The following is a 14,099-nucleotide window of genomic DNA, read 5'->3' as shown; positions in this document are numbered from 1 at the left end:
GGTATTTATATGGAAAGACCAGAAATAAAAATGCCACTTCCAGGACCTAATGCTAAACGTGTTGTTGAGGAGGATAAGCTGTACATCTCTCCGTCTTACACAAGAGATTATCCTGCTGTGATAGAAAAGGGAGAGGGAGTATGGTTATGGGACATCGATGGAAATAAATTCCTTGATCTTGCAGCTGGTATTGCTGTTAACTCTACAGGGCATGTTCACCCTAAAGTCAGAGATGCTATTGTGGAGCAAGCGCAAAAGCTTATTCATGTTGGTGGCACGGATTTTTACTATGAGATCCAGGTAAAACTGGCAAAGAAACTTGCTGAAATTGTTCCCGTTGCCGGTGAGAGGAAGAAAGTATTTTTTGGAAATTCTGGTACAGAAGCTGTTGAAGGTGCTATAAAACTTGCTAGACATAAAACAAGAAGACCTATTGTTATAGGTTTCCTTGGTGGTTTTCATGGTCGTACAATGGGTACCCTTGCTTTGACTGCTTCTAAAGCTATTCAAAGAAGATATTTTGCTCCAATGATGCCTCAGGTCGTACATATTCCATATCCTGATCCATATCGTACACCATTTGGGGTTCCCAAAGAGAAGGTTACAGATGTTGTACTTGAATACCTTGATAAGGTTTTCCATACTGTAGCTCCCCCTGAAGATGTTGCAGCTGTTGTTGTGGAGCCTATTCAAGGTGAAGGTGGATACATTGTTCCACCAGAGGATTTCTTCCCCAGATTAAAAAAGATGTTGGAGCAGTATGGTATTCTTCTTATTACCGATGAAGTGCAGAGTGGTGTAGCCCGTACTGGTAAATGGTATGCTATTGAGCATTGGGGCGTTAAACCTGACATCTTGACAACGGCAAAGGGTATTGCCTCAGGTATGCCTATATCTGCATTTGTTGCCAGTGATGAGATTATGGATTGGCCACCAGGTGCACACGGTAATACATTTGGTGGTAATCCTGTATCTGTTGCAGCTGCTTTAGCTACAATCGATGTTCTTGAACCACTTCTGCCTCAGATTGCAGAAGTTGGAGAATATACTCTGAAAAGACTTAGAGAACTTCAGGATAAATACGAGGAGATTGGTGATGTAAGAGGCAAGGGACTTATGATCGGTATAGACTTTGTTAAGGATCGTGAGACGAAAGAATATTACTCTGAGTTTAGAGATGCTGTTTTGCATGAGGCATTCCATAGAGGACTTATTATGCTGCCATGTGGATATAGTGTTATTCGTGTGTCTCCTCCTCTTATTATTACCAAAGACCATATTGATGTGGCTGTGGAAATCCTTGATGAGGCTATTAAAGCAGCAAGAGAAAAAGTATCAAAGAAGTAAATTTTTGTATACCTTAAATGAGGGGCAGAGATCTCTGCCCCTTTTATTTTTAGTAGGCAAATTCAACTAATCTTTTCTGTGGTTTTTCCGATTATCCTAATAGAGGAGGTGGTAGCTATGGAAATAGGTGGTGTCGGAAATACCTATGCAATGATGTCTAAGGCTTCCGCTACAGGTGACGTGCAAAGACAGATTGCTATGAAAATTGTAAAAGACCAAGCAGCTGCTCAAGAAGAGCTCATTCAGAAACTTATTGTAGAAAGTCAAGTTAAAACGCCCCAGAAATCTCCTTATAGATTTGATACTTACGCTTAACTTAATCTTTTGGGCCCCCGACGGGGGCCCCCTTGGTGAGGTGATAGTAATGCTTCGGGAACATATACGAGTTTTGTTGTGGATTCTAATAGCTTTGGTAATAATATATGCTTTCTTTGATGTGTTTTTTGGTAAACAGACAGCCAATTTGTGGATGAGCTTCTTTGCTCCAACTGTGATTATGGCCTGGGCTTGGTCTGTATGGAAGCGTAGGGATACATGGTAACTATTCTAGCTTCAACTCTATTGTGTCTCCTGACTGAAGCGGAGCGGAATATCCTGCCTTTGTGCCGTTGATGTATATGGTGATTTTTTTACCTTCGGACATTAGAGATGAAATTATATCGGGTACTTTAGATAGTATGGATGCAACAATGTCACCAGGTGTGTATGGAATGTCTTTATTGCCTACGGGACTTATGATATGAACAACATTTGAAAATCTTTCTTGTGGTTTTTCGGTAGAATCTGGCAAATTGTCTTTTATAGATTTCAGATATACTTCTTTTAGATTGACAAGTTTGGAATCTGGTGAGATATCTTTCGCGGGTATTAGTTTGCCGTATTCCTTTTCTAGGAACAAAATAAGTTCTTCTACAGTACTTGGATAAAGAAGATAATTTTCTCCATCAGCTATTTCTGATACAGGAAGGTGTTCTCTATTTCTTAGTTGAAATGGTATATCTATTTGTTTTTCATCAATATATACTTTTGGGGTAGCTTTCGATAAAACTTCTTCGATAGGAGGGGTATATATAGGAGCATCTTCTCCCTTGATAATCAATATTTCATCTCCATTTGAGAGATATGTATCCAAAGATGCTTTTTGGCCTGACACCGTAATCTGTGGAGGTTTTCCCATCATACCGGGAAATGACACAAGTTTTTCATCGACGGTAATAACAGTTCCAGGGGAAGGTTTTCCGTAAAAAGTTTTTAATGATAGTCCTAGTCTTGCCATAGCCTCTTTAACAGTAGGTGATGTTAGGCTAAATAGGCTGATGGGAATTCCGTTGAGCGTTACTTTTATTAAAGGAACTCCTTGGTGTTCTGATGCCAGAAGAGTTGTTCCTACAGCTACAGCCCATGCTGGATCTGCTAGTCTTCTAGGAAGAATCTTAAATCCTCTTCCCATAGGGAAACGTATCCCTACCCGCTCAAGGGGAAGTGATAGTTTTTCTGCAAGCATTTCTCTTATAATAGGTGTTCGAGAGCCTCCGCCGACAAGAATGACAGCTCTAGGTGCATTACCGCCAAGAGATAAAATCTTTTCAGCTATCTGAGAGGTTAGCTCATCCACAACAGGTTTAATTGTGTCGATATATTCTTCTTTTGTTATGTAAACTTTGTTGCCTAATATATCTCTTGTTGATATCTCTTTTTCTGTTGAGAGTTTTATTTTTATTCTCTCGGCAGTTGTAAAAGGGAGAAGATATCTATTTGATAAAGCTTCCGTTATCTCATCTCCCGCAATAGGAATAACATCGTATCCTACAATTTTTCCATCTTTGCTTATAGAGATATCACTTGTACCGCCTCCAATATCTACAAGCGCTAAATGAAAATATCGTATTTCGGGTGGGATAGTAGATGTAATTGCGGCAATGGGTTCTAAAGTAATAAAAGAAACCTCTAGTCCAGCGAGTTCTGCTGATTTCATCAGTGCGTAAACAGGTTGTTCCGGTAAAAAAGTTGCTATGATTTCAACCTCAAGTTTTCTTCCTATCCTGTATTTGGGGTTGTGGGTTATGTATCCATCAATAAGATAATTGTTAATACTATATCCCACAAGTCCTGCGGAGGGGAACTGTTTCTGAGCTGTGGAAAGTGCCTGCAGAACAGCTTGTTTCATGTCGTCGGCTGTGACTTCTTCTCCCACAATGTCAATACCATCTTTGACTTTTATGCTTTTAAGACCACGACCAGCTACAGCTAAATTGACTTTATTGAGTTTTATTCCCAATCGTTCTTCCAATTTTTCTTTAATAAGTTTTATGTGTTTGCTAGTTTCTTCTATATCCTCAACTTGACCGTCGATAAGTGCCCTATCATGATGTACTCTATAGGAACTACCTAAGACTTTAAGTTTTCCATTTTCTTCTTTTTGAGCTACTATTGCGGCCATTTTTCTTGTGCCAACATCTATGGTAAAAATAATATCTTCCACTGTATCCACCTCCGCTAATTAAATGATACTGGAAAAAGTTAGTAAATATACTATGGCTTATGCATAACATTTGCGTTTTTATTAAGTGCGCTCTATGCCTCTTTGCATATTCATACTTTGTTATAAAATAGTTTTGACATCATAAATGGAGGGGGATGATTGTATGGCACCTATTATCCGTGCCCCACGAGGGGTAAAACTGCATGCGAAGAGTTGGCAGCTTGAGGCTCCGCTGAGAATGATTATGAACAATTTAGATCCAGAAGTGGCAAAGGATCCCGCTAATCTTATTGTTTATGGTGGAACAGGTAAAGCTGCTAGAAATTGGGAATCTTTCTATGCTATTGTTGAAACTTTGAAGAACATGAATGAAGATGACACATTGCTTGTTCAGTCTGGTAAACCTGTTGCCGTTTTCAAAACACACGAGTGGGCACCTCGTGTACTCATTGTAAACTCAATGCTTGTGCCTAAATGGGCAAACTGGGAATATTTCCGTGAGCTAGAAGAAAGAGGACTTATTATGTATGGTCAGATGACAGCTGGAAGCTGGATCTACATCGGCACACAGGGTATATTGCAGGGAACATATGAAACATTCTATGGTGCTGCCAAGAAGTACTTTGGTGGTGATTTGACTGGTAAAGTTATTCTTACGGCAGGTCTTGGTGAGATGGGTGGAGCCCAGCCACTGGCAGCAACTATGAATGGTGCTGTTATGCTTGCTGTGGAGATTGACCCACGAATGATTAAGAGAAGAATAGATACTGGTTATCTTGACACCTGGACCGATAATCTTGATGAAGCTTTAAGACTTGTTGAAGAGGCCAAAAAAGACAAGAAGCCGTTGTCTGTTGGTTTGCTTGCCAATGCCGGTGATGTGTATCCAGAGCTTATCAAGAGAGGCTGGATTCCCGATATTGTTACAGACCAGACAGCAGCCCACGATCCACTGAATGGTTATATTCCTGCTGGCATGACCATAGAAGAGGCTGCTGAACTAAGAAGGAAGGATCCAGAGACATATATGAAAAAAGCTGCAGAAACTGTTGTGAAGCATTGGGAAGCTGTCCTTGAGATGAAGAGACAGGGAGCTATAGCCTTTGAATATGGAAACAATATTAGAAGATTTGCATATGACAATGGTGTTGAAAATGCATTTGATGTTAAGGGGTATGTGCCGGAGATTATTCGCCCACTATTTGCAGAGGGTAGTGGTCCATTTAGATGGGTAGCACTGTCTGGTGATCCCAGAGATATTTACGAGACAGATAGGGCGATATTGGAGCTGTTCCCTGAAGATGAGCATCTTCACACATGGATTAAGATGGCCCAGAAGAAAGTTCATTGGCAGGGACTGCCAGCTCGTATATGTTGGCTCAACCACGGACAGAGAGATAAGGCTGGTCAGATCTTTAATTGGCTAGTGAAAAACGGAAAGGTTTCTGCTCCCATTGTTATAGGAAGGGATCATCACGATACCGGTTCTGTCGCCAGCCCATATCGAGAGACAGAGGCTATGCTTGATGGCTCTGATGCCATTGCGGACTGGCCTATCCTTAATGCCCTGCTTAACACTTCCAGTGGTGCCACATGGGTGTCTGTCCATCATGGTGGTGGTGTTGGTATTGGATATAGTATACATGCAGGTGTTGTCATTGTTGCAGATGGTAGTGACCTTGCAGCCAAGAAATTGAGAAGGGTGTTGTGGAACGACCCAGGTTTGGGTGTTGTGCGCCATGCTGATGCTGGATATGATATAGCCAAAGAAACTGCAAAGAAGAATCGTATATGGATGCCAATGCTTGAGAGGGAGGAGGAGAAATAATATATGAAGCTTGTCGAATGTGTGCCTAACTATTCAGAAGGACGTAGAAAAGAGGTCGTTGAGGAAATTGTAAAGGCTATTGAAAGCGTTGATGGTGTTAAGGTTATAGACTGGTCTATGGATGCTGATCATAATCGTAGTGTTGTTACCTGTATTGCACCTCCAGAAAAGGCAGTTGAGGCTATGCTGAGGGGAGCCGAGGTTGCTGTAAAACACATAGACCTTAGACATCATCAAGGTGAACATCCTCGGTTAGGGGCTGTTGATGTGGTACCTTTTGTACCTCTTATGGGAGTTTCTATGAAAGATTGTGTAGAACTTGCGTACGAATTTGGACAGAAATTGTGGGAGACATTGAAAGTGCCTGTATACTTTTATGCCGAGGCTGCTAAAGAGCCACATAAATATAGACTTCCCGATATACGCAAGGGTGAATTTGAGGGACTGGCAGAGAAGATGAAAGATCCTAAATGGCATCCCGATGTTGGTGAACCTCAACCTCATCCTTCTGCTGGTGCTACTGTTACTGGTGCAAGGCAATTCCTCATTGCATACAATGTATATTTAAATACCTCAGATGTGAAAATCGCAAAGAAGATAGCTAAGGCTGTAAGAGAATCTTCTGGTGGATTGAAAAATGTCCAAGCTAAAGGTGTGTTTATCGAGGAAAGAGGTCTTGCACAAGTTACTATGAATATTCTCAATTTCAAGAAAACCCCTATTCCCAAGGTATTTGAGCTTGTTAAAAGAGAGGCCCTCAGATATGGGGTACTACCTGTAGAGAGTGAGATTATAGGGCTCGTGCCTCTTGATGCATTAGTGGGAGTCTTTAAATATTATTTACAAGCACATGGGTTTAAGAGAGAGCAGATACTTGATGAAATGGTATACCGAACACTGCTTAGTTCTGAGGAGGATGACACAAAGTGATAGCCATACACTCAGATCATGTTGTATCGCCTAAAGATAGTGGTATTGGCTATGACATACTCAGTGGATATATCGTTATTGAAGGGGAGAACATCAAAGATGTTCTCCCCTCTTTGCCTGATAGCTTTGATGGCAAGGTATATGACTTTGGTAAAAGCATTATTATGCCTGCTATTGTAGAGCCCCACACCCATGCTATATTTGGCGGTGACAGGGCATCAGAGTTTCACATGCGTATGCAAGGAGCATCCTATGTGGAAATTGCCAAGGCAGGTGGTGGTATACTGTCTACCATGTCAAAGACAAGGCAGGCATCAGATGAGGAACTTGCTTCACTTTTAAAAAAGCGTCTGGATATTTTCTTGAAAAATGGTGCCCTAACTGTAGAGGTCAAGTCTGGTTATGACCTAACCCATGAAGGTGAGATTCGCCTCCTAAAGATTATACGCAATACGGGTGCTTGGCATGATGTAGATGTGTATGCCACATATCTTGGTGCTCATGCTGTTCCCAAAGACAGGGATAGAAACGATTATATAGAAGAGATTGTAGGTAGAACACTTCCAGAGATAAGAGAGAAGGAACTTGCCGATTTTGTAGATGTTTTTTGTGATGAGACAGCTTATAATGTGTCTGAAGCATTGAAAATATTTACCAGAGCTAAAGAACTGGGATTCGCCATTAAAGTTCATGCCGAAGAGCTAAAACATACTGGAATATCTAAAGAGGCTGCTAAGCTTGGGGCATTGTCTGCCGACCATCTTATCAAGGTTGAGAGAGAAGACCTTACGGTGATGAAAGAGCATGGCACTATTCCTACACTTTTACCTCCAACTGTCTATCTTTTGAAAGAAGATTTAACTCGTACACTAAGATTACTTGATGAGATAGGCATGCCATTCGCCATGGCAACCGATTTCAATCCTGGTAGTAGTCCTGTTATTTCTACTTGGACGATGGTAGATATAGCTATCACGAGATTTGGTATTCCGCTTGAGCGTATTATCCCTGCTATTACTATCATGGCTGCCAGGGCACTGGGACTGAGCGATAGAGGACAGGTAAATGCAGGTAAAAAGGCGTATCTTATAGCCCTTGAAGTCGATAACTTAGAATACCTGGGATATCTGTTTGGTGTGTCTCCTGTAAAGGCTGTCTTTAAAGGAGAACATATTGTGTATGAACATGAGGATAGTAATGTATGGATTTAGTGCCTTTATATTTTCGTAGTGTTATTTCTATTGCCGATGTTGTGGGAAACAATCGTTGTGTGGTTTGCGGTGCGGCTGGGGATGTTTTTTGCCAGTCGCATTTTCTGTTTTTTCAGGAAAATACAGATTTTTCATCTGATAAGCACTGGTGGTTTTGGTATTATTCAAGTAGAGCTCGTGAGATTATTTTAGATATAAAAAAGCATAAACAATTTCGTGTGGCTTACAGACTGGGACAGTATATGGGTCTTTATCTGAAAAATACAGAGGCTAGCCAATATTTTCAGCACATTACATATGTTCCCCACCATAGTAAAGAGTTTAAACAAACAATGTTTTCCATGCCTTTCTTGATTGCTATGGGGATATCCGATATTATGGAAAAACCTATTATTCATCTGTTTGTTAAGACAAAAACTCATTCACAGCACATACTGTCTGCGGATAAGAGAAGAAACAATTTAAAAAACGTGTATAATATAAATAGAAAGGTTCCAAAAGTTGGAGGACCTGTTTTAATTGTGGATGATATTGTTACAACAGGTAGTACTCTAAAGAGCCTGAAAAATCTTGCTGTTGGTTATGGTATAAAAAAACTATATACTATAACCTTGGCGAGAACACCGAAATGGAGTGATGTGATATGAATGCTGTGAGTGAGAAAGATCTTGAGAGGATACTGAGGGAAAAAGGACTGAGGGTATCTAGTCACCGTCTTTATATTCTCAAGTTTCTTATGGAAAATCGCATACACCCAACAGCTGATGATATCAAAAAGGCAATGGATAAACAAGGTTATCGTATATCTCTATCTTCTGTGTACAACATTCTTAATTCCTTTGTTGAGAGAGGTATTGTGCAGGAGCTCCTCATTGAAGATGGAAGCGTGAGATATGATATCAATACTTCACCTCATGCCCACTTCAAGTGTATTAAGTGTGGTAGGGTATACGATATTGATGTTGATATCATGCCTGTGCTAAAGGCTACAGCTACTGCCGATGGACATGAGGCAATTACAGGCCAGCTGATTATCTACGGTGTATGTAAATACTGTAAAGAGGAATCATCTAAAAATTAAAGAGGGGGATTTATCCCCCTCTTTTTATCATCTATGCGTTTTTAAATAGTATGCGATGTCGGCGACTCTTCTGTTTTCCTTGACATCGTGGACTCTAATAATGTGTGCTCCTCTGTCTACAGCCAATGTTGTTAGTGCTAAAGTGCCTTCCAGTCTTTCCTCTGGTGGAATGCCATCAAGTATCATGCCGATCATTGATTTGCGAGATGCTCCTATTAGTATAGGTCTACCGTACATGAGCATACCCTCTATCTGATTAAATATATTGACATTATCCTGGAGTCTCTTTCCGAAACCAATACCAGGGTCTAATATAATGTTTTTCTCGTCTATACTATGTGTGATAGCGTAATCAATCCGCTCTATAAAGTATTCGTGTAATTCCTTGATAAAGTTGTCATAGTGTGGGTTTTTCTGCATATTTCTTGGAGTGCCTTTAATGTGCATGATAATAACGGGTACATTCCACTCAGTAGCTACCTTTACCATGTTCTCATCAAATCTTAGCCCACTAATGTCATTGATAATATCAGCTCCAGCCTTTAGTGCTTCTTCTGCTACCTTAGCCTTATATGTATCTATTGAGATAATAATATCTTTGCTAACTTCTTCTCTAATTGCTCTTATGGCAGGAATAACCCTGTTCAGTTCTTCTTCCAAAGATACGGGATCTGCTCCCGGTCTTGTTGATTCGCCACCTATGTCCAAAATATCGGCTCCATTTTCTATCATTTGTTTGGCAGCGGTTACTATTTCTTCAAGAGCTTGCTTTCTGCTACCTGAGAAGAAGGAATCAGGAGTTGTATTAATAATACCCATAATAAGTGGTTTGTTAAACGACAGAATGCCATGTGGTGTAGTCATGGGGTCTGGTATGGCAGGTTTTTCCAAAATAGTTACAATCTCTTCGCCTATCTCTTTCAATCCCCAATAGGGCATGTAGGCCAGTTTTTCCTTTAGGTATCTATAGTGTCTTGGTGTTCCAAGTAGAAGAACATCAGAAGCTTCAATCTTACAATTGATAGCGTTTCTGTGAACTATGGCATCTCCGCCCAGTGCTAACATTTCTTGTTTAATGATGTTGGCAGCGGCTGGGACGAGATCATACAGTTTTATAGGCACGATTTTCCCTTTGGCTGTAAAAATAGAGATCGTTGATAGATCGGCACCGACATTTTTTACCTCTCTGGCAATGTCGGTGATAGAAGATAACATTTGCACTTTACTCTTTATGCTGTCCAAAATCCATTCCCCCTTTCCCATATCACTGATGCGTACGCCTGATGGTTGTGGATGCTTTCCATACTTTCTACTTCTACACTAAACCATTTAATACGCTCATCATTGATAAGCATAGTGGCAACATCTCGGGCCACATCTTCTACAAACTTGGGATTGTCATAAGCATATTCTGTCAGGTGTTTTTCATCAACCCTTTTGAGTAGGGCATATAATCCATGGCTTGATCCTTTTTCGGCTATTTCAATAAGTTCTTCTAACCATACAATCTTTGTGCTTTTTACAGTGATATCTACAAATGCCCTTTGATTATGAGCTCCATACTTGCTTATGGCCTTAGAGCAAGGGCAAAGCGTATGGACCGGTACCTTTACCCCAGTAAGTATGGAGAATGTGTTGCCTTTCAAGATAGCCTCTATGTGGGCATCGTAATTCATGTAAGATGGTTTTCCAGAGACTGGGGCCTTTTTGCGTATGAGAAAAGGAAAGAATATTTCAATGTGAGAGGCCTCAGCACTGAGTTTGTCTTTGAGCTTTATGGCAAAGGCCTTTAAATCTTCCCATGAAAGCATTTCATTGAACTCTTCAAGGGCTTCAACAAATCTGCTCATGTGTGTGCCCCTAAAATGATGTGGTAGATTAACATATAGATTGAATGTGGCTATGGTATCAACGATACCCCCATCTTTACGCATGACCTTCAGTGGATACTTAATATCTCGTATACCTACCCTGCGGAGGGGGATATTTCTATCGTCAAATTCGCTCTGAATATCTCTCAAAGTCTTCATAAAATACCACCACCGATGATGTATCTGTTTCCCATACTTCAACAGATACGAGTTTTATGTGGGGAAATTCTCTTTGCAATCTAGAGAAAATCTTGCCAAATATCCAAACACCTATATACTCTGCAGATGGCACTTTGATAATGTCATTTATGAGGGCATGGTCAAGTTTGGATATAACCTCTTCGTTGACAATGCGTTTCAGGTCTCCAAAATCTATAATCATACCTTCTTCGTCAGGATCACCTTCGACGGTAACCTCAAGTCTATAGGTGTGTCCATGTAATTTTTCACACTTACCCTTGTATGAGGGTAGATAATGGGCACTATGAAAATGGAATTGTTTTTTTAGCAGCAATTGTTCTCCCTCCCTTCACGCATAATATATCATAATAGTATTTGATATAGTAGAATACTCATATATACTCCGGGAGGTGTTGAATGTGGGAAAGGGAAAATACGATCATACAATTAATTTGCCTAAGCCATTTCTCCCAATGCGTGCAGGTTTAACGAAAAGAGAACCTGAGAGACTGAAAAAGTGGATTGAAATGGATATATATAACAGAATGAAAGAGGCTAGAAAGGATGCAAAAGTATTTGTTCTTCACGATGGTCCTCCTTATGCCAACGGTAATATTCATTTGGGACATGCTCTCAATAAGGTTCTGAAGGACATTACCAATAAATATCACTTTCTTAAAGGAGAAAAAGTTCTTTATGTTCCCGGATGGGATACTCATGGTCTGCCTATAGAAAATGCTGTAAAAAAGAAAACTGGCAAGACCCATGAGGAGATGGATCCTGTTCAGTGGAGAGCAGAGTGTAAAAAAATAGCAGAGCACTTTATTGGTGTTCAAATGGAGAGTTTTAAACGTTTAGGTGTATTTGGTGATTGGGATAACTTCTATGCTACATTCCAACCTCACTATGAGGCAAAAGAGCTAGAAGTGCTTACCAAGATGGTCGAAGATGGTTATATTATCAGAGAACATAAACCTGTTTATTGGTGTCCTCATTGTAAAACAGCCCTTGCTGAGGCAGAGATTGAGTATAAGGAAAAAACTTCCCATTCTATTTTTGTGGCATTTGATCCTATAGATACTGATTTTTCACCTGTTATTTGGACAACAACTCCTTGGACACTGCCTGCCAATGTAGCGATTGCTGTTCATCCGGCTGAACATTATGTAAAGGTAAAAGTTGGTGATAGAGTATTTCTTATAGCTGAGAAGAGGATAGAGGAAGTAGCTAAGGCAATAGGTTGGGAAGAGTACGAAATTATTGGAAAAGTGTTGGGTAGCGAACTTGAGGGAATTACAGTTAAACATCCGATATATGATGACAAGACATCTATTATTGTCACCGCAGATTTTGTATCTATGGAAGATGGTACTGGTCTTGTTCATATGGCACCTGGTCATGGTGCAGAAGATCATCAGGTTGCCATGGAAAAGAACCTTCCTATTGTTATGTTTATTGATGACGAGGGTAAATATACAAAAGAAGCCGGTTTCCTTGAGGGTGTGTTTTATAAAGATGCCAATGATATTGTGCTTGACCTGCTTAATCGCAAGGGAAGACTTCTGTATAGTGGTACCATAAGACACTCTTATCCTCATTGTTGGAGGTGTCACAACCCTATCATTTTCCGTGCCATTGAGCAGTGGTTTATTGATGTAGATAAGTATCGTCAGAAGGCAATAGAGGCACTGGGTGATGTAAAGTGGTATCCTCCACAATCTGTCAACCGTATCCGTTCTATGATAGAAGTTAGACCTAATTGGTGTCTATCCCGTCAGAGACTTTGGGGTGTGCCCATTCCGGCACTGAGGTGTAAGGAATGTGGACATACATTCCTCGATCCTGAAGTTATGCGTAAGTTTATTTCTTATGTGAGGGAAGAGGGCTCTGATGCTTGGTTTACCCATGATGTAGAGGATTTCTTACCAGAAGGATTTAGATGTCCTAAATGTGGTGGTACCCACTTTGAAAAAACTAATGAGGTTCTTGATGTCTGGTTTGATAGTGGTGTGTCTCATGCAGCTGTTCTTGAACAGTGGCCTGAACATCATCATCCTGCTGATTTGTATCTTGAGGGATATGACCAGCACAGAGGTTGGTTCCAGACAAGTCTTCTTACTTCTATTCCATATAAAGGGCATCCTCCATATAGAGCGGTTGTTTCACATGGTTTTACCCTTGATGAGAAGGGGAGACCTATGTCAAAATCTCTGGGCAATGGTGTTGATCCCATTGAGGTTAGTGAAAAGTATGGTGCGGACATCCTGCGATATGCCCTTGCTATGCTGGACTATACAGCAGACATTATGTTTGGTGAAACAGTCATAAAAGGGGCAGTTGATGCATATAGAAAGCTCAGAAATACATTTAGATTTATTGAGGGCAATCTTTTTGACTTTGAGCCCGAAAAAGATTTGGTTCCATTTGATGAAATGCTTCCACTAGACCGATGGATTCTATGGAAATTCTACGACCAGGTTGGAAGAATTATGAAGGCATATGATGAATTTGATTACTATAGTGTGCATGGAATACTCCTTCCTTTTGTATCTCGTGTTCTTTCTGCAGTGTATCTTGATGCTGTAAAGTCCAGACTCTATTTGAGACCTAAGAAGAGCCTAAAACGTCGCAGTGCACAGACAGCCCTTTACTATATTGCCAAGACATTTGCTCAGATTCTTGCTCCTATTATTCCGTTTACCGCCGAAGACATGTGGGATGCACTGAAGGAAAGGGGCTTTGTCTCTGAAGAGAGTATCTTCCTGTCTAAGTTTGATATTCATAACTTTGATATATCCAATGAAGAGAAGCGTGCAATGGAAATAGCCTTGTCTATAAGAGAGCTGTCCAACGAGCAGATAGAAAAGCTCAGGGCTGAAAAGGTGCTTGGTCACAATCTTGATGCTTCTGTGAGAGTATGGCTAAAACCTACCGATAAAGTTGTTCTTGAGGAATCTGGCATTGACCTGGAAGAACTTCTCATTGTTTCACACGTAGAGGTTTACGAAGGAGATGATTTGAAGGTTGAGGTTTCCAAGGCCGAAGGACAAAAATGCCCCAGATGTTGGAAGGTGAAGACTGATATTGGAGCAGATCCTGATTATCCTGACCTATGTCTGGAATGTGCACTGGATCTAAAACATTCGGAATAGTAGCACTTTCGGTCTTC

General features: G+C 40.6%; 13 protein-coding genes. 9 read left to right on the top strand and 4 right to left on the bottom strand.

Annotated elements, in window-relative coordinates; translation table 11 throughout:
• The first annotated feature begins 9 nt into the window (after positions 1-9).
• The 3 genes from GM182_RS04350 to GM182_RS04340 all read left to right on the top strand — a co-directional run bounded on the left by GM182_RS04350 (position 10) and on the right by GM182_RS04340 (position 1,888).
• Positions 10-1,347 (top strand): acetyl ornithine aminotransferase family protein, encoded by a 1,338-nt coding sequence (locus GM182_RS04350; protein WP_449185905.1) that lies wholly within the window; start codon positions 10-12, stop codon positions 1,345-1,347.
• A gap of 117 nt (positions 1,348-1,464) precedes the next feature.
• On the top strand, positions 1,465-1,662 hold the full coding sequence (locus GM182_RS04345; RefSeq protein ID WP_449185904.1) for a hypothetical protein: 198 nt from the start codon (positions 1,465-1,467) through the stop codon (positions 1,660-1,662).
• Positions 1,663-1,711: 49 nt separating this feature from the next.
• Positions 1,712-1,888, top strand: a complete 177-nt coding sequence (locus tag GM182_RS04340) for a hypothetical protein (RefSeq protein ID WP_449185903.1) — start codon at positions 1,712-1,714, stop codon at positions 1,886-1,888.
• On the opposite strand, the gene GM182_RS04335 is transcribed toward GM182_RS04340, so the two are convergent.
• On the bottom strand, positions 1,889-3,829 hold the full coding sequence (locus GM182_RS04335) for a cell division protein FtsA (RefSeq protein ID WP_449185902.1): 1,941 nt from the start codon (positions 3,827-3,829) through the stop codon (positions 1,889-1,891).
• 163 nt (positions 3,830-3,992) lie between these two features.
• On the opposite strand from GM182_RS04335, the gene hutU reads away from it, so the two are divergent.
• The 5 genes from hutU to GM182_RS04310 are packed head-to-tail and all read left to right on the top strand — an operon-like array spanning position 3,993 to position 8,879.
• Positions 3,993-5,657: a urocanate hydratase gene (gene hutU, locus GM182_RS04330; protein WP_449185901.1), complete on the top strand. Its 1,665-nt coding sequence runs from the start codon at positions 3,993-3,995 to the stop codon at positions 5,655-5,657.
• Positions 5,658-5,660: 3 nt separating this feature from the next.
• Positions 5,661-6,587, top strand: coding sequence for a glutamate formimidoyltransferase (gene ftcD, locus GM182_RS04325; RefSeq protein ID WP_449185900.1), 927 nt, complete (start codon positions 5,661-5,663; stop codon positions 6,585-6,587).
• Positions 6,584-7,798 (top strand): imidazolonepropionase, encoded by a 1,215-nt coding sequence (hutI, locus tag GM182_RS04320; protein WP_449185899.1) that lies wholly within the window; start codon positions 6,584-6,586, stop codon positions 7,796-7,798. Before ftcD ends, hutI begins: the two co-directional genes overlap by 4 nt.
• On the top strand, positions 7,789-8,445 hold the full coding sequence (locus GM182_RS04315) for a ComF family protein (protein WP_449185898.1): 657 nt from the start codon (positions 7,789-7,791) through the stop codon (positions 8,443-8,445). Before hutI ends, GM182_RS04315 begins: the two co-directional genes overlap by 10 nt.
• Positions 8,442-8,879 (top strand): Fur family transcriptional regulator, encoded by a 438-nt coding sequence (locus GM182_RS04310; protein ID WP_449185897.1) that lies wholly within the window; start codon positions 8,442-8,444, stop codon positions 8,877-8,879. The genes GM182_RS04315 and GM182_RS04310 overlap by 4 nt, the downstream gene beginning before the upstream one ends.
• 27 nt (positions 8,880-8,906) lie before the next feature.
• Here GM182_RS04310 and folP read toward each other — a convergent pair whose 3' ends face one another.
• Genes folP through queD form a run of 3 tightly spaced genes read right to left on the bottom strand, consistent with a single transcriptional unit; the run spans position 8,907 to position 11,264 of the window.
• Positions 8,907-10,121: a dihydropteroate synthase gene (gene folP / locus GM182_RS04305; RefSeq protein ID WP_449185896.1), complete on the bottom strand. Its 1,215-nt coding sequence runs from the start codon at positions 10,119-10,121 to the stop codon at positions 8,907-8,909.
• Entirely contained in the window at positions 10,109-10,909 is an 801-nt protein-coding gene (folE2, locus tag GM182_RS04300) for a GTP cyclohydrolase FolE2 (RefSeq protein WP_449185895.1), read from the bottom strand. The genes folP and folE2 overlap by 13 nt, the downstream gene beginning before the upstream one ends.
• Positions 10,875-11,264, bottom strand: coding sequence for a 6-carboxytetrahydropterin synthase QueD (gene queD, locus GM182_RS04295; protein ID WP_449185894.1), 390 nt, complete (start codon positions 11,262-11,264; stop codon positions 10,875-10,877). The genes folE2 and queD overlap by 35 nt, the downstream gene beginning before the upstream one ends.
• An 85-nt stretch (positions 11,265-11,349) precedes the next feature.
• Here queD and ileS point away from each other — a divergent pair, with 85 nt between their 5' ends.
• The gene (gene ileS, locus GM182_RS04290) at positions 11,350-14,082 is read left to right on the top strand and encodes an isoleucine--tRNA ligase (protein ID WP_449185893.1); all 2,733 of its coding nucleotides are present in this window, start codon (positions 11,350-11,352) and stop codon (positions 14,080-14,082) included.
• Positions 14,083-14,099 lie beyond the last annotated feature (17 nt).

The sequence above is a fragment of the Zhurongbacter thermophilus genome, assembly GCF_026184435.1.
Classification (GTDB): domain Bacteria; phylum Coprothermobacterota; class Coprothermobacteria; order Coprothermobacterales; family JAADFF01; genus JAADFF01.
Note: the sequence above shows the minus strand (reverse complement) of the source record. Positions and strands in the feature narration are given on the sequence as shown.